General features: G+C 48.9%; 25 protein-coding genes. 3 read left to right on the top strand and 22 right to left on the bottom strand.

Annotated features, from left to right (window positions below):
* Positions 1-17: 17 nt before the first annotated feature.
* Both ACKTRM_RS02240 and ACKTRM_RS02235 read right to left on the bottom strand, forming a co-directional pair.
* A complete protein-coding gene (locus ACKTRM_RS02240; protein ID WP_012116832.1) occupies positions 18-2,204 on the bottom strand; it encodes a DNA topoisomerase III in 2,187 nt (728 codons plus the stop codon).
* 63 nt (positions 2,205-2,267) lie between these two features.
* Positions 2,268-2,702, bottom strand: coding sequence for an Lrp/AsnC family transcriptional regulator (locus ACKTRM_RS02235; protein WP_007410180.1), 435 nt, complete (start codon positions 2,700-2,702; stop codon positions 2,268-2,270).
* A gap of 176 nt (positions 2,703-2,878) precedes the next feature.
* On the opposite strand from ACKTRM_RS02235, the gene ACKTRM_RS02230 reads away from it, so the two are divergent.
* Positions 2,879-3,169, top strand: coding sequence for a DUF3817 domain-containing protein (locus ACKTRM_RS02230; RefSeq protein WP_007410179.1), 291 nt, complete (start codon positions 2,879-2,881; stop codon positions 3,167-3,169).
* Positions 3,170-3,206: 37 nt separating this feature from the next.
* Here the strand turns inward: ACKTRM_RS02230 and ACKTRM_RS02225 are convergent, their stop codons facing one another.
* The 9 genes from ACKTRM_RS02225 to ACKTRM_RS02185 form a co-directional block, all read right to left on the bottom strand.
* On the bottom strand, positions 3,207-4,016 hold the full coding sequence (locus ACKTRM_RS02225) for a lipid II flippase Amj family protein (protein ID WP_012116831.1): 810 nt from the start codon (positions 4,014-4,016) through the stop codon (positions 3,207-3,209).
* A gap of 497 nt (positions 4,017-4,513) precedes the next feature.
* Positions 4,514-4,936, bottom strand: coding sequence for a pyridoxamine 5'-phosphate oxidase family protein (locus ACKTRM_RS02220; protein WP_003156270.1), 423 nt, complete (start codon positions 4,934-4,936; stop codon positions 4,514-4,516).
* 6 nt (positions 4,937-4,942) lie between these two features.
* Positions 4,943-5,566, bottom strand: a complete 624-nt coding sequence (locus tag ACKTRM_RS02215) for a GNAT family N-acetyltransferase (RefSeq protein WP_012116830.1) — start codon at positions 5,564-5,566, stop codon at positions 4,943-4,945.
* Positions 5,567-5,653: 87 nt separating this feature from the next.
* Entirely contained in the window at positions 5,654-6,157 is a 504-nt protein-coding gene (locus ACKTRM_RS02210; RefSeq protein WP_012116829.1) for a D-lyxose/D-mannose family sugar isomerase, read from the bottom strand.
* 12 nt (positions 6,158-6,169) lie between these two features.
* Entirely contained in the window at positions 6,170-7,030 is an 861-nt protein-coding gene (locus ACKTRM_RS02205; RefSeq protein ID WP_023356711.1) for an SDR family oxidoreductase, read from the bottom strand.
* A 158-nt stretch (positions 7,031-7,188) separates the two neighbouring features.
* On the bottom strand, positions 7,189-8,703 hold the full coding sequence (locus ACKTRM_RS02200; protein WP_012116828.1) for a class I adenylate-forming enzyme family protein: 1,515 nt from the start codon (positions 8,701-8,703) through the stop codon (positions 7,189-7,191).
* 221 nt (positions 8,704-8,924) lie between these two features.
* Entirely contained in the window at positions 8,925-11,009 is a 2,085-nt protein-coding gene (locus ACKTRM_RS02195; protein ID WP_012116827.1) for a BglG family transcription antiterminator, read from the bottom strand.
* Between the two features lie 299 nt (positions 11,010-11,308).
* Positions 11,309-12,211 carry an aldo/keto reductase gene (locus ACKTRM_RS02190; protein ID WP_012116826.1) on the bottom strand — a complete coding sequence of 301 codons (903 nt, stop codon included), beginning with the start codon at positions 12,209-12,211 and terminating at the stop codon, positions 11,309-11,311.
* A 113-nt stretch (positions 12,212-12,324) separates the two neighbouring features.
* Positions 12,325-14,328 carry a penicillin-binding transpeptidase domain-containing protein gene (locus ACKTRM_RS02185; protein ID WP_012116825.1) on the bottom strand — a complete coding sequence of 668 codons (2,004 nt, stop codon included), beginning with the start codon at positions 14,326-14,328 and terminating at the stop codon, positions 12,325-12,327.
* Between the two features lie 156 nt (positions 14,329-14,484).
* Between ACKTRM_RS02185 and ACKTRM_RS02180 the strand changes: the two genes are divergently transcribed.
* Positions 14,485-14,805 carry an antibiotic biosynthesis monooxygenase family protein gene (locus ACKTRM_RS02180; protein ID WP_003156282.1) on the top strand — a complete coding sequence of 107 codons (321 nt, stop codon included), beginning with the start codon at positions 14,485-14,487 and terminating at the stop codon, positions 14,803-14,805.
* Here ACKTRM_RS02180 and ACKTRM_RS02175 read toward each other — a convergent pair.
* The 9 genes from ACKTRM_RS02175 to ACKTRM_RS02135 form a co-directional block, all read right to left on the bottom strand.
* Entirely contained in the window at positions 14,776-14,991 is a 216-nt protein-coding gene (locus ACKTRM_RS02175) for a YczI family protein (RefSeq protein ID WP_369719110.1), read from the bottom strand. The two genes, ACKTRM_RS02180 and ACKTRM_RS02175, sit on opposite strands and share 30 nt — an antisense overlap.
* A gap of 195 nt (positions 14,992-15,186) precedes the next feature.
* Positions 15,187-15,828 (bottom strand): GDSL-type esterase/lipase family protein, encoded by a 642-nt coding sequence (locus ACKTRM_RS02170; protein ID WP_012116824.1) that lies wholly within the window; start codon positions 15,826-15,828, stop codon positions 15,187-15,189.
* A 64-nt stretch (positions 15,829-15,892) separates the two neighbouring features.
* On the bottom strand, positions 15,893-16,642 hold the full coding sequence (locus tag ACKTRM_RS02165; RefSeq protein WP_012116823.1) for an IclR family transcriptional regulator: 750 nt from the start codon (positions 16,640-16,642) through the stop codon (positions 15,893-15,895).
* 17 nt (positions 16,643-16,659) lie between these two features.
* Positions 16,660-17,667 carry a biotin-dependent carboxyltransferase family protein gene (locus ACKTRM_RS02160; protein WP_123912785.1) on the bottom strand — a complete coding sequence of 336 codons (1,008 nt, stop codon included), beginning with the start codon at positions 17,665-17,667 and terminating at the stop codon, positions 16,660-16,662.
* A gap of 2 nt (positions 17,668-17,669) precedes the next feature.
* A complete protein-coding gene (gene pxpB / locus ACKTRM_RS02155; RefSeq protein WP_012116821.1) occupies positions 17,670-18,401 on the bottom strand; it encodes a 5-oxoprolinase subunit PxpB in 732 nt (243 codons plus the stop codon).
* A gap of 29 nt (positions 18,402-18,430) precedes the next feature.
* Positions 18,431-19,225 (bottom strand): putative hydro-lyase, encoded by a 795-nt coding sequence (locus ACKTRM_RS02150; protein WP_012116820.1) that lies wholly within the window; start codon positions 19,223-19,225, stop codon positions 18,431-18,433.
* 4 nt (positions 19,226-19,229) lie between these two features.
* The gene (locus ACKTRM_RS02145; protein WP_007410295.1) at positions 19,230-20,444 is read right to left on the bottom strand and encodes an NRAMP family divalent metal transporter; all 1,215 of its coding nucleotides are present in this window, start codon (positions 20,442-20,444) and stop codon (positions 19,230-19,232) included.
* A 22-nt stretch (positions 20,445-20,466) separates the two neighbouring features.
* Positions 20,467-21,231 (bottom strand): 5-oxoprolinase subunit PxpA, encoded by a 765-nt coding sequence (locus ACKTRM_RS02140; RefSeq protein WP_007410294.1) that lies wholly within the window; start codon positions 21,229-21,231, stop codon positions 20,467-20,469.
* Positions 21,232-21,436: 205 nt separating this feature from the next.
* Positions 21,437-22,186, bottom strand: a complete 750-nt coding sequence (locus ACKTRM_RS02135; protein WP_007410293.1) for a Cof-type HAD-IIB family hydrolase — start codon at positions 22,184-22,186, stop codon at positions 21,437-21,439.
* A gap of 127 nt (positions 22,187-22,313) precedes the next feature.
* Here ACKTRM_RS02135 and ACKTRM_RS02130 point away from each other — a divergent pair, with 127 nt between their 5' ends.
* Positions 22,314-22,478, top strand: a complete 165-nt coding sequence (locus ACKTRM_RS02130) for a hypothetical protein (protein ID WP_003156294.1) — start codon at positions 22,314-22,316, stop codon at positions 22,476-22,478.
* 38 nt (positions 22,479-22,516) lie between these two features.
* Here ACKTRM_RS02130 and ACKTRM_RS02125 read toward each other — a convergent pair whose 3' ends face one another.
* Positions 22,517-22,912, bottom strand: a complete 396-nt coding sequence (locus tag ACKTRM_RS02125) for a 3-hydroxyacyl-ACP dehydratase FabZ family protein (protein WP_012116819.1) — start codon at positions 22,910-22,912, stop codon at positions 22,517-22,519.
* 68 nt (positions 22,913-22,980) lie between these two features.
* Positions 22,981-24,102 (bottom strand): mannitol-1-phosphate 5-dehydrogenase, encoded by a 1,122-nt coding sequence (locus tag ACKTRM_RS02120; protein WP_012116818.1) that lies wholly within the window; start codon positions 24,100-24,102, stop codon positions 22,981-22,983.
* Position 24,103: the final 1 nt, after the last annotated feature.

The following is a 24,103-nucleotide window of genomic DNA, read 5'->3' as shown; positions in this document are numbered from 1 at the left end:
TGCTGCCTTTCTCTGATCTATTTATCCAGGCCGAGTTTTTTCAGCTGTTCTGCCAGCGCGTTGTTCATCGGCTCCTCTTTGTTTTGGCTTTTCATATAAGAGTTGATGTCCCGCTTGGATGCGCGTCCGGATTTATCTTTCGCCTTGCGCTTTTCAAAGACGGACAGTTTCTCCCGGTGGCCGCATACACATGCGAAGGTTTGGCCTTCGCCCTGGCCGCGAAGCTCCATTTTCTTATGACAGTTCGGACAGCGGGCGTTTGTTTTTCTTGCCAGCGTTTTCCGGCTGCCGCACTCACGATCCTGACATACGAGCATCGTGCCGCGTTTGCCGTTGACTTTAAGCATCATTTTGCCGCAATCAGGGCAGGCGGTGCCTGAAATGTTGTCATGTCTGAAAGTCTGGCTGCTGTTTTTGATTTCCTTCACCGTTTTGCCCGCATATGTTTTCATGTCTTTAATGAACACGGCGGATTTCAGTTTGCCCGCTGCGATGGCGGAGAGCTTTTGCTCCCACTCAGCGGTTAAGGCCGGTGATTTTAAATCTTCCGGGACGAGCTGTAAGAGCTGCTTCCCTTTTGACGTAATGAAAATATCTTTTTCTTTTTTCTCGATCAAGAAACTGTTGAACAGTTTTTCAATGATATCAGCGCGGGTGGCGACTGTTCCGAGTCCGCCGGTTTCACCCAATGTTTTCACAAGGTTCTTCTCTTCTCCCTGCATAAAGGCGCTTGGGTTCTCCATCGCGGATAACAGCGTGCCTTCATTAAAGCGCGCCGGCGGTTTCGTCTGTCCGCTCGTTTCTTTCAATGATGAGACAGTGAGGCGCTGACCCTGCTGAAGATCCGGGAGCGTCTGGTCTTTGTCTTCCTCATGATCGTCGTCATCCTCGTACATATCATACACGGCTTTCCAGCCAGGCGATTGAACCGTTTTCCCTTTTGCGGTAAATGTTTCGCCGCCGATATCGGCTGTGACCTTTGTTTCTTCGTATTCGAACGCCGGCATTAACACGGCGAGAAAACGTTTGGCAATCAGGTCGTAAAGCTTTCGTTCTTTGTCGCTGAGGCTTGAAAGGATCAGCGGCTCCTCTGTCGGAATGATGGCATGGTGATCCGATACTTTCGCATCATTGACGAATCCTTTATGCGCTTTGACGCCCCGCTTCAGTATTTGATTGACGTACTGTGCGTACGGCTTAACTTCCATGCCGTTTAAACGGTCTTTTAAAGTCGGCACGATGTCTGCGGAAAGGAATCTGGAATCCGTCCGCGGGTAAGTGACAAGCTTATGCTGTTCATACAGCTTTTGAAGCACGGACAGCGTCTCTTTTGCGGAGAAACCGAAGCGCTTATGAGCGTCCCGCTGCAATTCCGTCAAGTCGTAAAGACCGGGAGCGAAGCTTTTCTTCGCCGTTTTTTTCAATTCTGAAATGACCGCCGGCTTTCCTTGGAGATCTTTTGCCAAACGGCCGGTCACCGTCTGATCGAATGTTCTTGTCTGCTTTGTTTTTTTATCCTGCCATGTCAGCGTCATCTGATCAGCCGCCGCACGGAGACCGTAATAAGGAACGGGTTTGAACGCCTGAATGTCCGCTTCACGCTTGGCGATCATCGCCAGTGTCGGAGTCTGGACGCGTCCGCATGACAGCTGTGCGTTAAATTTCGTCGTCAGGGCGCGGGTCGCGTTGATGCCGACGATCCAATCCGCTTCCGCTCTGGCAACGGCGGAATGATACAGGTTTTCGTACTCTTTGCCGCTGCGGAGCTTTTGAAATCCTTCTTTAATCGCCTTATCCGTCACAGAGGAAATCCACAGCCGCTTAATCGGTTTGCGGACGTTTGCCTTTTCGATAATCCAGCGGGCCACAAGCTCCCCTTCCCGTCCTGCGTCTGTAGCGATTACGATCTGGGTGACGTCTTTCCGGACAAGCTGAGCTTTGACCGCATTGAACTGTTTTCCTGTTTTTTTAATGACGACGAGCTTCAAAGGCTCCGGAATAATCGGCAGATCCTCAAGCCGCCATGATTGAAATTCTTTGCCGTATCCTTCAGGGTCAGCGAGCGTTACCAGATGTCCGAGCGCCCATGTGACGATGTAGCGGTCGCCTTCAAGATATCCGTTTCCTTTTTTATGACACTTCAGCACGCGGGCCAAGTCCCGGCCGACTGAAGGTTTTTCAGCTAATACAACTGTTTTTGACATGCTTTTCACTTCTCTTTCTTTCACAATCATCCTGTTATTATAACAGACTTCCTCACGCTCTCTCTAATCGAGGACGTTTTTTGTGTCAATTTCTGAGAAAATGACATGGGTCACGGTTTGGGCATACGGAGAGGTGCGGTTAATGAAGTGTTCGATCGTTTCCAGGCTGTCCGCGTTCATCTTCAGCATATAACACGCCGCCCCGGCGACCCGAAAACAAAATTCAATGTTGGGAATGGATTGAATGTAGGTTTTAAATTGATCGTATTTTCCGTTTTTCACCGTCGCTTCGACAATGCAGGAAACAGGAAGCCCGATCTTTTTTTGATCAATGTCCAATGTATAGCGCTTAATGACGCCGAAGGATTCAAGCTGTCTGACACGCTCTGTGACGGACGGAGCTGACAATTTGATTTTTCTGCCCAGTTCCCGCATGGACAGGCGGCTGTCCCGCTGCAGCTCTTTAATGATGCTCAGATCAACATTATCTAGTTTCATGACTGTAGTCCTTCCTTACCCTTTTGGCTATATTATCAAGAGAAATCCGAAAAATGACAAGAACAACTGGCTGAATTAATGAAGGTTTTTTTAGGAACAGACGCGAAATGGTCATATTAGGACTGCCCTTTGCTTATAGTATAGAGGAAAAAAGATGTCCGACAGGAGGGAGCTGTATGTTACACACGCCGATCGGCAGACTTCGCACGATGGGGTTTATTGAAGGAATGTCGCTTTTGGTGCTGCTGTTTATCGCGATGCCGCTGAAGTATTGGGCTCATCATCCGCTCGCCGTCACCATTGCCGGTTCCATTCACGGCGGTTTGTTTATCATTTATCTGGCGGTGCTGGCGTATGCGGCGTTTACTGTCAAATGGCATGTGAAATGGTCAGCCGCCGGTTTTATCGCGGCCTTTATTCCGTTCGGTAATTTTATTTATGATCGCGGCCTGAGACATTATCAATAAAAAAGCTCCTCTTCTGCAGAGGAGCTTTTTTCATGCGTTACATCCATTTCGTCACCCAGGCGATATAATAAGCGCCGGGGATGAATACGAGCTGGGCGAGAAGCGTGCCCGCCACCCTTGATGTCACCATCGTCAATGATGTCCATTTTAAGGAGACGTAGCTGCGCTTGCCCTTCGCCACATCGTCTGCCAGTACGGATACTTTCGGGTCAACAAACACAGCCAACAGCATAGTCGCAACTCCGTTGATTAAGCCTGATGCCATCACGGCGGTCGTGCTGTGCTCAGGCGCCAGAAGGCCGGCGTACAGAGCGGACAGAACACCGATCGTGTAAATAGACGTAATGACCATATTAATGACAAACAAGCGTTTCGGAATCATTCGGAATTGAAGCCCTTTTAAATAGGAGACTGACGGCAGTCTGATATAAGAACGCGCATGCTTCAGCCCGTTCAGTGAAAATCCTTTTTTAAATACCTGCATGACGGAGCCTCCTCCGTCCGCCAAGTGTATAATCGCCCTGGAGAATAACGCGACGAATGTCGGCAAAAGACAGATGCCGAGCATCGTTCCGACCGTGGAGCCGAATATTAAAAATCGAAACTGAGCACCCACAAGAGACAGGGCGTTTGATCCGGCGGCATCAATCAGATGTCCGGTAAACGGCTGCTGAACCATGTTTGACATGCGAGACACGATGACCATGACATTAAATAATGACAGCGCGGACGCGATAAAACCGACTCTCGCGCCAGAAAGCCGTGTTGCATAGGCAAGCGTTTCAATCGAATGTATCAGCAGCAGAAAACAGAAGATAAACAGTACTTGTGAAGTAATAACGTGCAATGTATGATTCCTCCAAATCTTTTCTACTGATTAGACTCTGCAGACTGCGGCGAGGTTTCGGCCGTTTACATAAAAAAACCGCCCGGATGTCCGGAGCGGTTTTGTCTTATTCTTTTCTTACGCAAATAAATAATATATGGTTGCCCGCCTTAGCCCGCGGGTGATTCGTATTAACAGTTCCGACAGAATCATTCTTCGAAAGTAAACACCATGGAAGTTCTTGAACACAAGACAACGAAAGCCCTACCTCTCAATCGTCACTGCGGCTCCGAAGCCGCGCCGGTGTGAATTGTAAAACAAAAAGTCTTTTTTCCATCTCTTCGTTAGGGGCGAATGTCAGAAGGAAAAGAATAAGCTCAGCTTTTTTTCAAGCTGTCCGTTGAAGCCTGAAGCTTCTATATCAAAACAGAAAAAAGAAGTTTACTTTCTTTTTTATTTGCATGTTGTCACTTAGCAGTTAAGTATACCAGATTGCCCCTGAATAATCAAATGATTTATTAAAGTTCCAGCTCGGCCGGCGTTTTTTCACCCGCGTTCATGAGCTTGATCTGCTTCGGTTCAATTTCAAGAATCACCAGGTTCGGATCGTCTTTTCCGTCAAACCAGCGTTCCAGTTTCGGATCCCACAGCTTTTCTTTTAAATCGGCTGAGTTGTTCAGTTTGGCGGTTCCGGCCACTTCCACATAAGCGTCTCCGAATCCTTCACAGTCATACCCTAACAGAATATGAACATTCGGATTGTTTTCAATTTCTTCCGCTTTATGAGTGTCTTTGCTCGTCGGCGTGTAAATCGTTAAGCCGTCATGGAAAAATGTCATGTAGCGTGAATGCGGTTTGCCTTGCTCTACCGTCGCAAGCGAACCGACTTTATGATGATCCAGTACTTCAAGCACTTTTTCTTTGATTTCATTTTGATTCATGAAGAATCACTCCTTTTTAACGTCTCCACTGTTACTTTTCCACATTGGGGAGACATTTAAACCAAGAAATGTGCTATTCTGCCGATCTTCGCTCCATTCCCGCTTCAGCATGCTGTAGTTCACCGTGTCATGATAGGCGCCCTGTACGAAAATGCCTTCTCTCGTCAGTCCTTCTTTCTGAAATCCGAGCCGTTCCGCCACTGCCCTGCTTTTCATGTTTTTTTCAGCCGCGCTAATCATAATGCGGTTCAGGCCGAGATCCTGAAATGCATGGTTGATAACCGCCCGGCAGCTTGCGGTGATAATGCCGAATCCTTCATGCTCTCGATCCATCCAGTAGCCGATCTCTGCTTTTTGATTGGCTGTATCGACATTATGGATGCTGATCATGCCGCAAAACCGGCCCTTCACAAAAATTCCGGCGTCAAACCCATTTTCTTCCGCGTATTTATAGCGCCATTCAGGGATGATCACATCGCGGTATGTATCGAAATCAGCCAGTTCTTCCGCCCAGCTGAGCCATTCGCTGAGATGGTTTTGATTTCGCTTCATAACAGAATACAATTCGTCCGTATCTTCTTTGGCAAGCAATCTGATCGTCAGATGTTCCCGGATTTGACAGGAAAACACGACCGCACCTTCTTTCCTTTATTAGCCATTATACAGGTAAATTCATTTTTTTCCATACAAAAAAAGATGAGGCGTGCAGCCTCATCTTTAAATGCGCGGGTCGGTGAAAACATCGTGATCATCCGTGCTTGTCGATGACATTTCCGTGACGACCGCCCCTTCTTCTCCCGCTTGAAACCAATGCTTCGTATCCGGCGGAATGGTGTATTGTCCGCCCGGCTCAAGCACAATTTCATGCCAGACGGTGTAGTATTCCTTGTCTTCTTCCGGCGGGAGGACGCTTGGGTTCTCTGTCTTTTCGCCTTCCACGTAGAGATACACCTTCCCCCAGCGGCAGCGGAATGTCTCTTGTTTTCCCTTCTCGCTGCCGACCGGCGGATGGCGGTGTTCCGGACACGTCTGGCGCGGGAAGAGCACCAATTCTTTCGAACAGTAGCGGTCGGTATTCACGTAAATAAACAGCTGAAGCCCGGTTTCCTCAAGCTTGCCTAAGCCGTAATCCATGATTTGAATGTCTTCGACTTCATTATCAGTCAGAACGATTCCCGCTTTTTGATAGTATGCATTCACATCATGTTTCGATATCGTCATGCTTCAGCCCCCTTATGTGGTTACAAATTTGCCGCCGTTGACATGCAGCGTCTGTCCGGTCATATAAGATGATTCGTCTGAGGCCAAGAGCACATAGCAGCCGACATGCTCAACAGGCTGGCCTGCCCGCCCCATCGGCGTAGTCTGACCGAAGGAAGCGACTGTTTCTTCTGAGAATGTCGCCGGAATGAGCGGTGTCCAGATCGGCCCCGGTGCCACGGCGTTGACACGGATACCGTCGTTGACGAGCGCTTGCGCCATGGATCTCGTAAAACCGTTAATCGCGCCTTTTGTAGCCGTGTAGTCAATCAGCTGCGGATTGCCTGTGTAAGGATTAATGGATGTCGTATTGATGATCGCGCTGCCCGGCTTCATGTAATCAATCGCTTTTTTAGTCAAATAAAATTGTGAGTAAAAGTTTGTTTTAAAGGTTCTGTGAAGCTGCTCGCTTGTGATGTCTTTAATGCTTTCTTTCGGATGCTGTTCCGCGGCGTTATTCACGAGAATATCAAGACGCCCGAATTCTTCAACCGTTTTTTCAACCGCTTCATTGCAAAAGTCTTCCTCACCGACATCGCCGGGGATTAACAGACATTTTACGCCTTCTTCTTCCACTCGTTTTTTTGTATCTTCCGCATCACCGTGTTCATCAAAATAGACGATCGCGACATTTGCGCCTTCCTTCGCGTAAGCAACCGCTACGGCGCGTCCGATACCGCTGTCGCCCCCTGTGATAAGTGCGGTTTTCCCTTTTAATTTATCAGCGCCTTTATATTCTTTGTATTCATAAACAGGCGCCGGATTCATTTCGTTCTCAATGCCCGGCTGGCGGTTTTGTGATTCCGCCGGGAATTCCTTCGGATAGTTTTCCATGTCAAGTTCCTCCTTCTTGTTCGATCTCATATTTCTTGTCTACCTCGGCAGTCCTCCGGATAAACATGATTGAGACAGTTCAAAACGTTTTCGGAGAAAAATGTTTCACATGGAACGCAAGAAAAAAACCCGGCTGGCAGCCGGGTTTTTGTTTTCAATTATGAACGGACCGCTTGTTTGCGGAGCACGTCTTTTCTCACTTTTCCAAGGTTGTTTTTCGGAAGTTCGCTGACGAACTCAATTTCCGGAATTTTAAAGGCGGCAAGACGTTCTTGAAGGAATCGGGTCACTTCTTCTTCTGTCAGGCCTTCTCTGCCGTTTGTCACGATGAACGCTTTCGGCTTTTCACCGTAAAGCGGATCAGGAATACCGACAACCGCCGTTTCGAGAATGCCCGGCACTTGCTGAATGACCTCTTCAATCTGGTCGGGATAAATATTGTCGCCGCCGTAGATGATGACATCTTTATAACGTCCGGTGATAAAGATAAATCCGTCTTCATCCACATATCCGGAATCGCCGGTATGGAACCAGCCGTCTTTCAGCACTTTTCGTGTTGCTTCTTCGTTACCTTCGTAGCCTTTGAATAAAAACGGACTTGTCACAGCGACTTCTCCGATTGAGCCTTGCGGAAGGACTTCACCTGTGTCCGGATCTACAACGCGGACATCCACTTCTTCCATCGGTTTACCCGCGGAAGCGGCTTTATCCATTCCCATTTGCGGATTCCAAGAGCTGATACCCCACGCTTCCGTGCTTCCGTATCCGTGCATGAGCGGAATGCCGATGTCGAGATACTGCTGGATCAGGCTGCTTGGCACCTTTGTGCCTCCCGTCATCATATAAACGATAGAAGACATGTCAGTCTGGTGCGTTTCCCATGCTTTCAGCAGGTATGTGAAATAGACTGGCAGCGCCATGATGGTTTGAATTTTTTCTTTTTCGATGAGCTTCAAGTTTTCCACAGGGTCCTGATTGTCTGTCATAATGAATGTCGTTCCGCTCATCGTGCCGACCATCTGGCAGATAATCGCGCTCGTATGGTAATTCGGATGGCATGCTAAGAAGCGGACATGCTGCATTCTCCCCGTGTATGCCAATGTCGCGTTTACATAGTTGTATATGCCGCCGTGAGTGATCATGCAGCGTTTCGGATTGCCGGTTGTACCTGAGGTAAACATCAGCAATGCCGTATCGTTTTCAGACACCGTTTCGACATCCGGTATTTCGCCAGAGCCTGTCAATAAAGCGTCAAACTGAGGCGTTGTCTCCGCAGCTGTTCCGGTCTCGACCTTCAGTTTAAGAGAAGATACCAGCGCAGGAAGCACTTCTTCCATAATCTCTTTAAATTCAGTGCTGTAAAAAACAGCTTTCGGTTCACAGGCTGCTAAAATGCCTTTCATTTCGTAAGGTGTTAATTGCCAGCTGACCGGCACAACCACCGCGCCGATTTCGAGTGCCGCAAACATGACAATGGATGCCGCGTGGCCGTTTTTGCAAAGCATCGCCACTCTGTCGCCTTTTTTTATTCCTTTATCAAGAAGCGCTTGTGCAAGCTGGTTGATTCGTTTTCGATATTCCGCGTAGGTCAGGGTATGCGCACCGCTTTTTACAGCTTCGATCTCTTCGCTATTTGAAATGTCATGCAGAATCAGATGCTGTAATGTCTCCATATTTTCATCTCCCATAATGATAAATCACAAAAAACTCTGTCAGATTTTCTTTCTCACGCAACCCATTTTAAACCAAAAAATATAACTTGTAAAACTATTTTGTTTTAGAACTATTCCATCAGTGAATGATACAATAGTCCCGTGTTTTTAGTTTCTTCCCTTCCCCTTACCCTCATACATGCGCAAAAAAACACACCCCACATGAGGTGTGCGCTTCCTGTTTACCGCTGTCCTTTCTCCTGAATGAAATGATAAAACAGCTTGTTTAAACGTTTGTATAAATCGGCCTCATCCTCCGTCTGGAAGGCTTTTATACTGCCTTCGGACTCGATGATGGCCGAGCTGACCGCACTTAGTATTTCCGACCCTTCAGCGGCCATATCAGCCGGCGCCATCATCACCAAAGCGCGGTCGACGGTCAGGGAATTTCCGTCCATGCCTTTGACACTGCATGGAGCCGTCAAATCATAAATTTTGAAAAAAGGCGTGACAATTTCTTCATTTTTGAGATGGTACAGGGCCATCGCCGTTCCCGGAATGCCGAGTCCGCCCTGTCGTTCACGCTCAGCAAGGCGCTGCGCGGTTTTTTGGGCATTATGAACCAATCCTTCTTGCTCCAGCATGTCAAACATACGGTTCAAAAACAGCTCATACGCCGTGTTTGAATCAATGGATTTGATCGAAAAGTTCCGCAGCACGCTTTGGATAACCGCCGCGTAATGCGCCATACGGCCGGCCGCTTCCAGCATATCAGGCGTCTCCGGCTGCTTCTCTTCTCTTTTGCCGTTTCTTTTTTTGTCAAGAATCAGCGGAATTTTTCTTTTGATGTACTGCTTGACCTGATCAGCGTCTTCTTCGTTTAAAAGCGGACTGACCATGACGTAATCAATGTTTTCATACGGGATCGGAACGGTTGATACGATCATGTCATACGCGGTGATGTCTCGATCCTTCAGTTCGATGAGGGAAGACATATCAAAGGAACGGATTTCCGAAAGCTCTTTTTTCAGCCTGGATGCGAGCATTTTGGACGACCCGATGCCGCTTGAACAGACGATCAGCGCTTTGATCTTCGCCTCTTCCCGTTTGATTTCCAAAGCGGAGCCGAAGTGAAGAACGATGAAAGCGATCTCATTATCAGAGAAAAGAAGCCCCGGAAAGAATTTTTCCATTCCTTCTTCTACGGCCATGTACAGCAGAAAGTAGTCGCGTTTAATTTGCTCGGTCATCGGGTTGTACATGTCGATATTTTCTTTTACCCGGTTGATCGCAGGCTCGAGATGGGCGATTAAACCGTCATATAAAGAGCCATTTTCCGTCAGATCAATTTTAATTTTTTCAGAAATGAAGCCGATCAGCTGCTTCGTTTGCAAGGCCGTTTCAACCTCTATGTCTTCCGGTTTGAATTCCGTTTTGTATTTGCGGTTGGCGCTCCGCAAATGAATGGTGATATATCCGATCTCAGCTTCCGGAATTGAAACGCCGAACGCTTTTTCAAGCTCTTTTGCCATTTCCAGCGCAGAGCCGTACTCCTTCGTCTGCTGCAGCGCTTTTAGTTCCGAATCCTCCATCGTAATGGTTTCTCCGAGCCTGATCCGGTCCATCGCAAAGGTTAAATGAACCGCAAGCGCCATGTATGAGCTGTCAGATAAGGCGATCGCGATTTTTTCCTTGAGCTGAATTAAGAGCCGGTCCATTTTCAAAAGTTCCGCTTTATTTACGACGCCGAACATTTTTTCAGCATCATCCGGTTTTCCTTTAATATTCAATTCAACCGCTTCCAAAAAGCTTTGAATATCAAGGCGGTTGACGATGAGATTGCCGACGATTTTCCGTTTCGCATTTTCCGGCCCCGTCAGCTGAATGCCGAAGCCCCTTTTTCGGATCAGCGTCAAGCCGAAGGGCGCAATCCAAGTCTCCAGCTCATCCAGGTCATAGCTGATCGTCGCGTTTGTTACTTGCAGTTCGTTCGCCAGACTGTAGAGCTTGATCGGCTCTTGAGACTCTAATAGTGAACATAGAATTAAAAGTTTCCGCTCCTCAGCGCTGTATTCATACTGTTCATAGGACAGGTCTGACAGGAGTTTTTGTTTGTCCTCCGGGTTTCCTACCGCTTTCAGTCCTTTGCCGGGCTGTTTATCAAGTGCCAGACCGAATGATTCCATCATCGGTTTGATTGTTTTTAACTCGCGGTGAACGGTTCTTGTGCTGACTTGTAAAGCTTCCGCCAGTTCATGCACTGTCTCGTACCGGTTCTGCAGTAATAGATGTTTCATTAATTTTTGTTCTCTCGCTGTCATATACATGAAACGCGCCTCCAGATTTTCTAGTTGTGAGAAGTATGGCATATGGGGAGTGCTGCCGGGGAAAGTGGTGTAAGTTATAATATAAAACGCTTTCAATGATTATTCAACCATTTTCAAATGGCAATTTGGCACTGGGCCGTGTGACAGTATTGAAAAAGAAAAATGTGTCAGATAATATGCCATGACGCTTGTTACTCTTGATCCGCACGGCTATACTTCAAAGTGACCTTACTTGTTTTTAGACATTGCACACCACATAAACAAACGCCCGGAAGATAGCTTCCGGGCGTTTGTTCTGTTTATGGAATATCGCAGCCTTGGACACTGGTATAAATCCGGAACCACTGATCATGGCTGAGTTTGTACGCGGATGCACGCACCGCGGCGGAAATGCGGTTCTCTTTTCCGCTGCCGACAATCGGCATGATGTCTGCCGGGTGGGTGAACAGCCATGCGTACATGACTTCGTCAATGGAAGCGGCACCGATTTCTTCCTGTACGGAACGAAGCGCGGCACGGATACGGACGTCCTTATCTGATTGTCCGGTAAAGACGCTCCCGCCCGCAATCGGTGACCACGCCATCGGCGGAATGCGTTTTTCCTGACAGAAATCCAGCGTGCCGTCATGAATATTTTCCAGCTCGTACGCCGAGATTTCAATTTGGTTTGTGATGAGCGGATCATCCAAATAGGATTCGAGCATTCTGTACTGGTGCGCTTTAAAGTTCGACACCCCGAAATATCTGACCTTTCCCGAGCTTTTCAGCGCATGAAACGCTTCAGCCACAGCCTCCGGGTCCATAAGCGGGTCCGGTCTGTGAATGAGCAGCACGTCCAGATAATCGGTATTCAGATTCAAAAGCGACTGCTCCGCCGACGCTAAAATGTGAGACTTCGACGTATTATAATGATGCGACTTGTTTCCGGGCCGTTCCGGTGATTCAATGACAATCCCGCATTTTGTGACGATTTCGATTTGCTCCCTTATTGAAGGCGAAAGGGACAAAGCGCCGCCGAAGAGCTTTTCACACGTATAACCGCCGTATATATCGGCATGGTCGAAGGTGGTGATGCCTTGGCTGATGCACCATTCAATCAGATTCAGCAGCTCTCCGTCTGAAACATTCCATTCGTTCAGACGCCAAAGCCCGTGTATCACTCTTGAAAATTCCAGGTCTTCAGCCAATTGAATGCGCTGCATGTGAAATCCCCCTTTTTCTTAGAGCCTCTTGTATCTCTGTTTTCAGGAATTGCCCATGCTGTTTCATTCTGCTTCGGCGGCCGATTTTCCTTTCAGCCCGCAAAAATCGTCATTTAATGATTCTGAAACTGCTTTTTCGCTTTTTCAACGACGTAATGGCTTCCGCCGCGTTTTTTGACGTCTTGAATCATCATCGCGATCAAAAGGTCTTTCTTTTTATAATCGTAACCGACAAACCAGCCGTTTTCTTTGCCGTCTTTATCTTCTTTAGACGTTTTCAGCTCGGCTGTACCGGTTTTTCCGGCTACGGTAATGCCGCTTACGGCCGGCTGATATGCAGAGCCGCGCGGATCTTCAACGACGCCTCTCAGCCCTTTTGTGATTTCTTCGGCATTGGCTTTCGACACCACTTGCTTATGCCAGATTTGCGGTGTTTTTTCTCCGTCTTTGATCAATGTCGGTTTGACGAGATTTCCGTCTGTTACAAATGCGGTATAGTCAGCCGCTAAGTGCAGCGGAGACATCAGCATCTGCCCCTGGCCGTAGCCCGTATCTCCGAGAAGGATCTCGGAATCAAGCTTGCCGTTAGCGATTGAAGACTTTTCAATCGGAAATTGGTACGGAATCTCTTCATCAAAGCCAAATGTTTTTAATCCTTTTGTAAACGCGTCCGCTCCGGCATCTATGGCATTTTGCGCAAAGTAGATGTTGTCCGATGTGATCAGCGCGTTTTCGAGATCCACTTCATTCAGGCGCTCTGATACGCGTGTGACATGGTAACCGCCCCAGCTCGAATCTTTCTGCCACTCTTTTCCGGTGATTTTTTTCTTTTCTGACGCTTTCAATGTGCCGTTTGTCAGGCCGACTGCCGCGGCAATCGGTTTAATCGTTGATCCCGGCGCATAAAGTTTGTTGAATTTCGCTGAAAACGGATTGTTTTTATCTTCATTCAGCTTTTTCCATTCTTTGCCGCTCCAGCCGAAAATGAAGCCGTTCGGGTCATAAGACGGTGCGCTGACTAGCGCGAGTGTCTCTCCCGTTTGCGGTTCGAGGGCGACTGCCGCTCCGCTGTCATCTTTCATAGAGTCATACAGCTTCGTCTGCGTTTTCATGTCAATCGTTACATGAATATCCTGCCCGCTTTCGGCTTTCTTTTCAGCAATGACCTCACCTGTTTGCGGGACGTAAATTTTCCAGCCGGTCGTGCCGCGCAGCTTGTCTTCATATACATTCTCAAGGCCGGCGATGCCGATTTTGGAAGTATCGCTGTATTGGCCGTCTTTCGCTTTTTTCAGCTGCTCCGCTGTGATGGTTTTAATATAACCGGTCAGATGGGCCGCTTTTTCGCCGTACGGATAGTAGCGGGAGCTGACTTTCGTTTTCGTCACGCCGTCTAATGCGAGCAGGCTTTTGACCTTGCTTTCATCATCCGGTCTGATTTTTTGAAGCGGGACATAGGAGTCGTCTTTTACCCAGCCTTGGTTCAGTTTGCTTTTGATATCGTCTTCAGAAAGGTCCAGTTTTTCAGACAGTTTTTTGATCACGCTGTCTTTATCCTTGCCGAGTTTTCCAGGGATAATGCCGATTTCCGGCACCTCGGTATTCACGGCGAGACCTTTTCCGTCTTTGTCGTAAATTTGTCCGCGCTTCGGTTCTTCATTTGCGATCTGCACGGTTTTGTCATCGGAAAGCTGTTTGAAAATAAAAGAAGGATTCCAGTCGATGTTCCATGATTCTCCATCGTCTGTTTTTTCTTTTTTCAGGACGGCCGTGTTTTCAAAAGCGACCTTCCCTGCTTTTGTATCCATGCTGACTTTATAATCGATGTGCTGGAGGTCATCTTTTTTCTTGTCGTCTTCGTCCTGTTTTTCGGCAGTGACTTTCAGATTTTTGACCCCTGCTTGTTCATAAACGGTTTCATATCGCTTTATAAAATCCTTTTTGGATCGTTTTTTCTTTTCATCCTGGGTGAGGCTTTGATACATCTTATCGTAATGACCGCCGTTCCAGTCTTTTACGAAATCTTTCATTCTGTCTTCGGCCGATTCCGTTTTCGAGCAGCCGATCAAACCTATGATTCCTGCGAGTAAAAGTAATAGGTATAACCCTTTTTTCACTGTCTATTCCCCTGCCTTCCAACTGTTATTTTCTCCTAAACCAAATCAGGCTGGCAAGGATTTTTTTCTCATATTGTTTAAAATTTTTTTGTTTTTCCTGCCGTCACGGGCCATATTCTTATACAATGTATCTATTAAAAAAAGGGGGAATTTCAGATGATCAGAGAAGCAGCCATGCTGTATGTAAAAGAAGGTCTTGAGGGGGAATTCGAAGAGGCATTCCGCCGGGCGGAGCCGATTATCGCGGGCATGAAAGGTTATCTGTCCCATTCCTTGTCCAAATGTATGGAAAAGACGCATAAATATTTGCTGCTTGTGGAATGGGAGACATTAGAAGATCATACAAAAGGCTTTCGCGGATCGCCGGAATATCAGGAATGGAAAGCCTTACTGCACCGTTTTTATTCACCATTTCCCGTTGTGGAGCATTTTCAGGATCTATCAGACTCAGATCGCGTGAAGCGTAAAACCGATTAAGGAGATTGACCATACAAAAACGGCGGTATAGATATTGAATTTCCCGGAGCCGTCGTTTTCTTTCCGTTTTTCCTCCAGCCCCTGAATGAACATGACCGCACCGAGAAACACGAGCATAACCGGCTGTATGACAGAGGTATGTTCCGCATACGTAAATGCGGCGGCCGCAAGTATAATAATCAGCATCGCGAGTGACAGTTTTAAGGCGCGCAGCAAAGCAATCCATCCTTTCTGTTATCATTTTTTGAACACAATTCTATTTCTGTCTTTATCCCCCATTATTCTAGCGTATTTTTTGCGCGGATAGAACGAAAGTCGGACAATTTTAAGTTTGTTTTAAGGAGCACGAAAAGCGCGCTCCCGATGAAAAGGAGCGCGCGGTTATGAGCGGGCGAGGCTTCCGTATCCGAGCCCCCGCAGGACGCATGCCATGACTTCATACCCCTTGCTGTTGGGGTGTACGCGGTCATGAGAGAGATATTCATTCATTTTTCCTTTGAAAGCGCTGTGGACGTCGGCAATTTTGACGTGCGGCGCCGATGCGAGTGTGCTGAGGTGCGCATTATAAGAGGATATCCATTTTTCTGCAATGGAGATGCCCGGGAAAGGATTGTATAAATTAAAGACGCGGATCTCATAAGGAGACGGGTGCGGCCCTTTTAAGGCAGCGATCTTGGCAATCATCTTTTCAAAGTTTTCATGGCAGTGACTGGACACGCCGGTGAACACCGAAGCGTCCGATGTTTGCTGATATGCCTGAACCGAATCGATCAAATCGTTGCCGCAGCCTGTAATCGTAATCATATCAGCAGCCTGAATCCGCCTCTGAATGTACGGCAAGGACATAAGCCCGAGAATTTCTCCCGTCTCAAGGCCTGATTTGGCAAAGACGGATACGTCGGTTCTTGTCTGTAAATCTTCTGCCATCATACGCCCGAACCGCTGGACAAAACCGGCGGAAAACGGCCCGGATCCCCTCCCCGTCGTCAAAGAATCCCCCAGCGCCGTATAAACAAGTCCCATTTACTTTCCTCCACTCGTTACTATCGATATTGTAATGTACGCGCGTGAAGAAAAATTGGCTCGGTCAATAACCCAATTTCTCAGAAATATGCTGTGCGGCGGTTTTGACCTTTTCGGTTAAATACGGCAGCCTGTCCTCTGAAAAACGGGCTTCGAAGCCGGCGATGCTGATTCCGGCAGCCACCTTACCTTCGTGATTGAAAATCGGCGCCCCGATCGCCGCCGTGTAATCTTCTAATTCCGAATAGCTGATCGTATAACCTGATTGTAAGGATCTTTCAATGGATTGAAGCAGTTCAGCCCGATCCGTCATCGTGCCTGAGGCGATTGCGGCAAGCTTTGTCTTCTGAATGTATGTGTCAATCTCCTCTTTTGGCAGAAACGATAGAATGCTTCTGGCGCACGCTCCCGCGTACAGCGGCGACCGGCGGCCGATTGCCGTATACAGGCGGACGGTTTGGGTGCCTTCAATTTTTTCGACGTAAATGGCTTCATCTCCGTCCCTCATGATCAGCTGAACGGCCTCATCCACTTCGCGGCACAGCTCTTCCATAATCGGTTTGGCTATTTTCCTGATGTCCAGACGTTCAGAGACGAGCTGGCCGAATTGTAAAAAGATCAGACCAAGCTGATAACGGCCGTCCGCTGCCCGGGTGAGAAATCCCGTTTCCTCCAGCGAGCTTGCCATCCGGTGAACCGAGGTCTTCGGCATTTCCGATAGAGAAACCAGCTCATTTAAGCTCAGGCTCGGTTCAGTCAGAAATAAATGAAGCAGTTCCATTGATTTGATGACAGTTTTGTTTTTGTTTTCCATGGTCTTTAGCCCCTTTGTCAGATCAGCCATTCCATTTTAAGCCTTGCTTTCAGCTCCTTTAGCTGCTGTTCCTTCTCTAAAAGCAGCAGTTCCGCTTCCTCCAGCGAAACGGCCCGGAACGTGATATGTTCCCCCGGCATCGTTTGGGCGACGAGAGGAAGATCGGCGGATATGATATGCGCCATCCGCGGATAGCCCCCCGTCGTCTGTCTGTCAGCCAGCAGAATAATCGGATTGCCGTCCGGCGGCACCTGCACCGTTCCGAACGTCACGGCCTCAGATACCATCTCCAGCGGCTCCCGCAATTCAAGCGGAGCGCCCTTCAGCCGGTAGCCCATTCGGTCGGATTGAGGCGTGACCGTATATGACTCTTGGTAAAAACGTAATTTTGCTTCTTCTGTAAAAGCATGAAATTGAGCGCCTTCAAGCACTCGTATGACCGGATTTTTTTTCAGCGGCAGAAATCCTCTGCTGCTGACAGACCAATCAGGCGCTGAGAAACCATGCTGTCCGAAAGAATCGCTCAGACAGTACGCGATTGATTCCGAACATGGCGTCATACGGCCGAGCGGCAGCTCATCATCTTTTTGCAGCGCTCTTCCGCAAAAACCGCCGATCCCCGCTCTGACATACGTGCTTTTGCTTTCCATGACGGCGGGCACGTCAAATCCACCCGCGACTGCGAGATAAGCGCGGCTCCCCATCTTGCACGGCCCGAATGAGACGACGCTGTTTTCCTTTATCAAAACCGGTTTCCATAGAGGGGCGGGCTCCCCATTAATATGAAGGGCGAAATCAGCTCCCGTGACGGCAATAACCGCAGGTTCTGAAAATTCAAAGGAAGGCCCGGGCCCCATGAGCGTAATTTCCAGTCCCGCCTCTTTTTCTTGATTTCCGGCAAGAAGATTGGCGATGCGCAGTGAGATCGTATCCATTGCGCCGCTTCCCAGCACACCGTATTTCTGATATCCCGTCCGCCCCGTGTCCTGAACCGTCGTCAAGAGACCGGGCTTTACCACTTTCATACTCATTCGGCTCCCTCCTTGATGCGGCTGTACTCCTCTGCTGTGATCCGGACGAATTTCACCGTATCGCCCGCTCTCAAAAGACTCGGCGGATGTTCTTCCGGCCTGAAAAGACGGAGCGGGGTGCTGCCGATCAGCTGCCAGCCGCCGGGAGTGGATATCGGATACACACCGGTCTGCATTCCCGCGATTCCTACTGAACCGGCCGGGATGGACGGCCTTGGCGACGCCTTTCTCGGCGCTCTGATCCGCTCAGACATTCCTCCTAAAAACGGAAATCCCGGCGCAAATCCGAGCATATAAACGAGATATTCGCCTTCAGTATGAATGCGGATGACGTCTTCCGGGGTCAGATCGTTCATCTCAGCGACCTCTTCTAAATCGGGACCGAAATCACCGCCGTAGCAAACGGGGATTTCCATCACCCGGCGCTCTTCTTTGCGGCCGGTCATTATATGGCTGAGACGTTCTGTCACTTCTTTCTTGACCAGGGCAAAAGGAGAGACGCCTTTTTTTATGTTTGAGACGGCATACACATCATAAAAGATCGTTAAGCTTGTGAATGCCGGAATACATTCAACGAAGCCCGGAAACGGCCGTTCTTCCATACAGGCTGCCGCCGCATGCACCCGGCTGTTGACCTCTTCGCTGATGTGCCCGCCAAAGCGGATGATAACGGCGGAATCACCGTACGGCTGTATATCAAGCGCTGTATTTCCGCTATACTGCATCATTGTCATCACCTCGTTGTATTCTTTCTCACTTACAGGACAGCAAGCGATTCATTTCGTATATCGGTGATCAGCATGTGCCCCGGTGAATGTGTTATTACGATGTCAGGCTTTGCTTCCATGATCACCGCCTGGGGCGTAACGCCGCAAGCCCAGAATACGGGAACTTCACCTTCCCGCACCGTTACGGCATCTCCGAAATCCGGCTGATGCAAATCGCTGATACCGATGCTTTGCGGATTTCCGATGCGGACGGGGGCGCCGTGCACGGCGGGAAAACGTGACGTGACCTGCGCCGCGCGGACTGCAAGCCTTTCCGGAATCGGTCTCATGCTGACGACCATCTTTCCAGAAAACGGGCCGGCGGGAACACAGTCAATGTCTGTTTTATACATGGGGACATTCACACCCTCATCGATGTGCCTGATTGGAATGTGCTGATTAATAAGGGCTTGCTCGAATGAAAAACTGCAGCCGATTAAAAACCCGACATCATCATCCTTCCAATACGGCGTAATATCTGTTACCTCTTCAGTAAGCACGCCATGCCGATAAATCCTGTATTTCGGAAAGTCCGTCCGGATATCAGCTCCCGGCGCAGCTATTGCCGGAACGGGTGAACCCGCATCCGTCACGTCAAGCACCGGACAAGGCTTTTGATTGCGCTGGCAGAATAAGAGAAAATCAAAGGCAAGATCCTTTTGCAAAACGACGAGATTGGCTTGTGCGTAAGAAGCGGCCATCCCCGCCGTCGGCCCGGTCATCTGCCCCTTCCTGACCAGCTGTCTGACTTCTTCGGGGCTCATGTCACTCATATGGTTTTTCATATCATCAGCTCCATAGCTGCGGCATTTGCGTGAATAATGTATAGATGCCCATAACCGCCATGACAACCACTACGATCGCCCCTGCAATCGTGAGCCAGATCGGATGCTTGTAATCGCCGACGATTTTTTTCTTATAAGCGCCCAACAGTATCATCGCTAATGCAAGCGGCAGAATTAAGCCGTTAAGCGAACCGACCGCGACCAGAATTTTGGCAGGCTGGCCGATCGTAACAAAAATAAGAGTGGATACGATGATAAAACCGATAATGACGCCATGTGAGTGCTTTTCGATTTTTGTTGAAAATGATTTGAAAAATGATACCGATGTATAGGCGGCGCCGATGACAGACGTGATAGCGGCAGACCACATGATGACGCCGAAAATTTTATAGCCTACATTTCCCGCCGCAAGCCGGAATACAGAAGCCGCCGGATTATCAGGATCAATGCTCAGGCCCTTTGAGACGACGCCGAGCACGGCGAGAAACAGGGCAATCCGCATAATCGATGTAATCAGAACGCCTGTGATGGAGCTTTTCGTAACCTGAGGGAGGACTTCCTTCCCTTGGATGCCTGAATCAAGCAAACGGTGGCCGCCGGCAAATGTAATGTATCCGCCGACCGTGCCGCCGACAAGCGTCACGATCGCCAGCACACTGATATGATCAGGCATAAAAGTTTTCACAACGGCGTGTCCGACCGGCGGAGCCGTCGTTACGGCAACATACACAGTCAATACGATCATGACGATTCCGGCGATCTGCATAAAACGGTCCATGACTTTTCCGGCTTCCTTTATGACAAAAATCAGCACCGCGACCGCTGCGCTGATTAAAGCGCCGATCTCCGGTTTGATCCCGAATAATACTTGAAGACCGAGACCCGCGCCGCCGATGTTTCCGATATTAAACGCAAGTCCGCCGAGCACGACCAGAAAAGCAATGGCATAACCGGCGCCCGGAAGCACCATATTGGCAATCTCTTGGCCGCGCTTTCCGGAAACCGCGATAATCCGCCATACATTGGTTTGCGCGAAAATGTCCAAAATAATAGAAATTAAAATGATAAATCCGAAGCTTGCCGCCAATGTGTTGGTAAACGTGGCCGTTTGCGTCAGAAAGCCGGGCCCGATTGATGATGTCGCCATCAAAAATGTCGCGCCTAAAAGAAGCGACCATTTGCCGGAAGCCTTTCCGGCTGTTTTTTTCTTTTGCTCCATGCTGTCTTCCTCCCTCTGCTGCTCAGTCTTTTGAAAGCGCGCTGATTTGAATGTCTGCCGCTTTTAATTCTTTTTTGATTGTTTTTGCGAATGTGAGGGCGTGGGCTCCGTCTCCGTGAATGCAGACTGTGTCCGCTTTCAGGCTTACAGCTTGTCCCTTACGTGATGTCACCGTGCTGTCTTTCACCATTTGAATCACTTGACCGACCGCTTTTTTGTCATCCTGAATCAGCGCATCCGGCTCTGAACGCGGCGTCAGCGTGCCGTCTTCCTGATAGGTGCGGTCCGCAAACACTTCGCTTGCCGTCCTCAGTCCGATTCGATCTCCCGCTTTAATCAGCTCGCTTCCGGAAAGCCCGAAAAGAATAAGCCCGGGATCAAAATGACAGACCGCCTGAGCGATGGCTTCTGACAGGCCGGGATTGACGGCGGCCATATTATATAAAGCGCCGTGCGGCTTCACATGCTGCATCTCGACACCTTCTGCTTTTAAAAACCCTGACAGCGCGCCGATTTGGTACAGCGTCAGATCATACGCTTCCTCGGGTGTAATCGCGATCTGACGCCGCCCGAATCCCTGCAGATCGAACAGCCCGGGATGAGCGCCGATTTTCACGCCTTTTTCCGCCGCAAGCGCAACCGTTTTGCGCATCACGCTGGGATCACCCGCATGAAAGCCGCAGGCGATGTTTGCAGATGTCACATAATCCAAAATCTCTTCATCCAGCCCGATTTTATAAGCACCGAAACTCTCTCCTAAATCACAATTGATGTCAATCTGAAACATAAGATCCCTCCTGTATTGTAAACGTTTTATATGATTATCATTCCGCTATTCGGAATGACTATTCCGAATTGTTGGATTTCTCTTCATTATATTTATTTCTGACAGGTTTGAACATCCTTTTGTCAGAAAACCTACCATGGACCTAGTCATAAATCTGACAAAACAAAAAAAGAGAGCCTCATACTGAGACTCTCTCTTTTTTCTATTATAACACCCAGTGGCGGATCGCTTTGGCGACCCCGTTTTCCGTGTTGACATCAGTCACCCAGTCAGCTGTTTCTTTCACAATGTCCTGCGCATTCCCCATGGCGACGCCGACACCCGCTTTTTCAATCATGGCAATGTCATTCAGACTGTCACCCATGGCCATCACATTTTCCATCGTGAAGCCGAGTTTTTCCGATACCTTCGCCAGCGCAGCCGCTTTGTTGATACCGAGGGCATTGACTTCGATGTTGATCGGACTGGAGTTTGTGATCTCGAGCTCCTTGTATTCCTTGAGCTCTTTCAGCACCTCATTCCGCACTTCGTCATCCTCGATTTCGAATCCGAACTTGAGCCACTGATGATCCGTAATCGTTTCCGGGAATTCTCCTCTCCACACTCTATCGACGGTAGAGGCCCAGAAATTCGTGTTGTGCTTATTCCTCAGATCCCATAATTTTTGAATATGATCGGTATGAAGAAGCTTGCGCTCAACCAGCTCAAAGTCGGAATCCCAGATTTCGCTGCCGTTTGCCGTGATTAAAAAGGATGACAGCTCGAGAGACTCAGCCAGTTCGCGGCAGGTCATCAGCGTGCGTCCTGTGCTGATGACGACGTGAATTCCTTTCGCCTCCGCTTCCTTGATCGCCCGCCGGTTTTCCTCCGGGATGAGCTGCTCGTCATTGAGCAGGGTTCCGTCCATATCAATCGCGATCAGTTTAATATCTGCGTCTTCTCTTTGTATCGGCATATATGTACCTCACTTTTTATAATGTAGTCGTCTCTATTTTAATACATATGACCCACAGGAACAAAAAACCGCTTCCTGCGTTTGGCGGGGAGAACGTTGAGGAAAAGAAATATTGAGGTGATGGAGGATGAAAGAAAGAAAACAAAAGAACAAACCGAATGAAAATCCTGAACATCATGATTTAACCGATCCGATTCCGCTGGAAGAGCTGAAGGAAAACGCCAATGACGAAAAACACAAACATGACCAAAGGGACAATTCACAAAGTGAAAGAGATTATGATACAAAATAACACGCTTGTCCGAAAGCCGCCGATGGAGGCGGCTTTTTTTACGATGGCTGGATAAATATGCTGAGCTCAGCTTCCGCCACAGGCTTCCCGGCAACGGACGCTTTCGCCCGGCCGAACACAAAACCGCGTCTGATTCGCGTGACCTCAAAAAAAAGATCCAGACGGTCTCCCGGCAAAGCGTCACCTAACCTTTCCGCTTTCTTCACCGCGGATAAGAGACCGAGGCCGTCACCGCCGGTAATTCCCGCGCAAGCCGCCGTTTGGGCCATTGCTTCAACGACGAGCGAAAATGGCATCTCTCTTTGGGATTCAGTTATAAACCAGTCATTTTCACTGATGTTTTTGTAAGCAGCCGCCCATTTTCCGGCTTCACTGTTCGTCGTGCCGTCAATCAAAAGAAACGGAAAACGATGGGGCAATAGCTTCTGATTCATCACGCAGCCTCCCTTCCCTCTTATTATAACGCAAGAAAAAACCCGCGTCCCCCGACGCGGGTTCATTTTTATTGATTGAGCTTTTTGAGCACGATGCCGTGCAGCGGTTCATGCAGCTGAATACCGCAAATGTCTTGAAGAACGCGGCTCGTGCCTTTTTCCGCGATAAGCTTTTGCAGCTCAACCGCTTCCGGATCATCCTGATAGTCAAAGCGCAGGGCGGCGGCGATGCCTTCTGCCAGCGCGTTCGGTTCTTTTATTTTTTTGGCCGGCCCTACTAATCTATCATTCGCTCCGAGTTTTCTGAGCGGTGATCTGGCGACTCTTGTCACATCATCCGTGATGTATTCATTTTCAAAGCGGCCGATGATTTTTTTCATGTACTGCTCGTGTTCGGATTGCTTAAAGCCGTACGCTTTCACTAAGTACTCGCCCGTTTCTGAAAGTGCATCGTACACGACACGCCGGATTTCCGGATGGCCGATGGCCTCTTTGACGGTTTTTAATCCGCGCTGATAGCCGACGTACGCCGTAACGGCATGACCGGTATTGACGGTAAACAGCTTTCTCTCGATGAAAGGCGTAAGATCATCCGTAAACAACGCGCCTTTAAGTACCGGCTGGCCGCCGGCAAAGCCGGTTCTGTCTATGACCCATTCAAAAAACGGTTCTACGGATACTTTCAGCGGATCTTCATGGTGCTGAATCGGCACGATCCGATCCACCGCAGAATCCGGGAAGCCGACCGTCCGGTTCACGAGTTCCCGCTCCGCTTCCGTCAAATGTCCGAAAACTGCTTTTTTCAGAAAACTGCTGCCGCCGATCATATTTTCACAGGCAATGATATTGAGAGGCTCAGAGGACGTTCTGCGCTTCAGCCCTTCCGCGATGGACGGGGCGATGAGTCTGAGAACGTTCGGGCCCACCGCCGTCGTAATGATCGCCGCCTCATTGATCAGCCTGTACAGCTTTTGTTCTTGCACCGCGCTGTTGATGGCTGAAACGGGGCCGATGATTTCGGTCTGCCGGCCGCCGTCGGCAAGCTCCACGGTATATTCCTTCTTTTCATTGAGAAGGCTGACCATCGTTTCATTCACATCAGCGAAAACTACGTCATAGCCGGAATGATGGAGCAGGGCGCCGATAAAGCCCCGCCCGATGTTTCCCGCTCCGAAATGAAGGGCAATCATG

This window comes from Bacillus sp. D7-8 (assembly GCF_052055895.1).
GTDB lineage: Bacteria > Bacillota > Bacilli > Bacillales > Bacillaceae > Bacillus > Bacillus velezensis.
This window is presented reverse-complemented; position numbering and strand designations above follow the sequence as displayed.

Bases quoted from the DNA above. Each gene is read 5' to 3' on its own strand.
- ACKTRM_RS02180 (WP_003156282.1), top strand. From the start codon at position 14,485: ATGATCAGAGAAGCAGCCATGCTGTATGTAAAAGAAGGTCTTGAGGGG.
- ACKTRM_RS02165 (WP_012116823.1), bottom strand. From the start codon at position 16,642: ATGGAAAACAAAAACAAAACTGTCATCAAATCAATGGAACTGCTTCAT.
- ACKTRM_RS02140 (WP_007410294.1), bottom strand. From the start codon at position 21,231: ATGTTTCAGATTGACATCAATTGTGATTTAGGAGAGAGTTTCGGTGCT.
- ACKTRM_RS02150 (WP_012116820.1), bottom strand. From the start codon at position 19,225: ATGAAAAACCATATGAGTGACATGAGCCCCGAAGAAGTCAGACAGCTG.
- ACKTRM_RS02240 (WP_012116832.1), bottom strand. From the start codon at position 2,204: ATGTCAAAAACAGTTGTATTAGCTGAAAAACCTTCAGTCGGCCGGGAC.
- pxpB (WP_012116821.1), bottom strand. From the start codon at position 18,401: ATGATGCAGTATAGCGGAAATACAGCGCTTGATATACAGCCGTACGGT.
- ACKTRM_RS02195 (WP_012116827.1), bottom strand. From the start codon at position 11,009: ATGTATATGACAGCGAGAGAACAAAAATTAATGAAACATCTATTACTG.
- ACKTRM_RS02120 (WP_012116818.1), bottom strand. From the start codon at position 24,102: ATGATTGCCCTTCATTTCGGAGCGGGAAACATCGGGCGGGGCTTTATC.
- ACKTRM_RS02200 (WP_012116828.1), bottom strand. From the start codon at position 8,703: ATGGAGACATTACAGCATCTGATTCTGCATGACATTTCAAATAGCGAA.
- ACKTRM_RS02230 (WP_007410179.1), top strand. From the start codon at position 2,879: ATGTTACACACGCCGATCGGCAGACTTCGCACGATGGGGTTTATTGAA.
- ACKTRM_RS02125 (WP_012116819.1), bottom strand. From the start codon at position 22,912: ATGAATCAGAAGCTATTGCCCCATCGTTTTCCGTTTCTTTTGATTGAC.
- ACKTRM_RS02210 (WP_012116829.1), bottom strand. From the start codon at position 6,157: ATGACGATATCGAAACATGATGTGAATGCATACTATCAAAAAGCGGGA.
- ACKTRM_RS02175 (WP_369719110.1), bottom strand. From the start codon at position 14,991: ATGCTGATTATTATACTTGCGGCCGCCGCATTTACGTATGCGGAACAT.
- ACKTRM_RS02220 (WP_003156270.1), bottom strand. From the start codon at position 4,936: ATGAATCAAAATGAAATCAAAGAAAAAGTGCTTGAAGTACTGGATCAT.
- ACKTRM_RS02160 (WP_123912785.1), bottom strand. From the start codon at position 17,667: ATGAAAGTGGTAAAGCCCGGTCTCTTGACGACGGTTCAGGACACGGGG.
- ACKTRM_RS02190 (WP_012116826.1), bottom strand. From the start codon at position 12,211: ATGCAGCGCATTCAATTGGCTGAAGACCTGGAATTTTCAAGAGTGATA.
- ACKTRM_RS02130 (WP_003156294.1), top strand. From the start codon at position 22,314: ATGAAAGAAAGAAAACAAAAGAACAAACCGAATGAAAATCCTGAACAT.
- ACKTRM_RS02135 (WP_007410293.1), bottom strand. From the start codon at position 22,186: ATGCCGATACAAAGAGAAGACGCAGATATTAAACTGATCGCGATTGAT.
- ACKTRM_RS02170 (WP_012116824.1), bottom strand. From the start codon at position 15,828: ATGGGACTTGTTTATACGGCGCTGGGGGATTCTTTGACGACGGGGAGG.
- ACKTRM_RS02205 (WP_023356711.1), bottom strand. From the start codon at position 7,030: ATGGAAAACTATCCGAAGGAATTCCCGGCGGAATCACAAAACCGCCAG.
- ACKTRM_RS02145 (WP_007410295.1), bottom strand. From the start codon at position 20,444: ATGGAGCAAAAGAAAAAAACAGCCGGAAAGGCTTCCGGCAAATGGTCG.
- ACKTRM_RS02235 (WP_007410180.1), bottom strand. From the start codon at position 2,702: ATGAAACTAGATAATGTTGATCTGAGCATCATTAAAGAGCTGCAGCGG.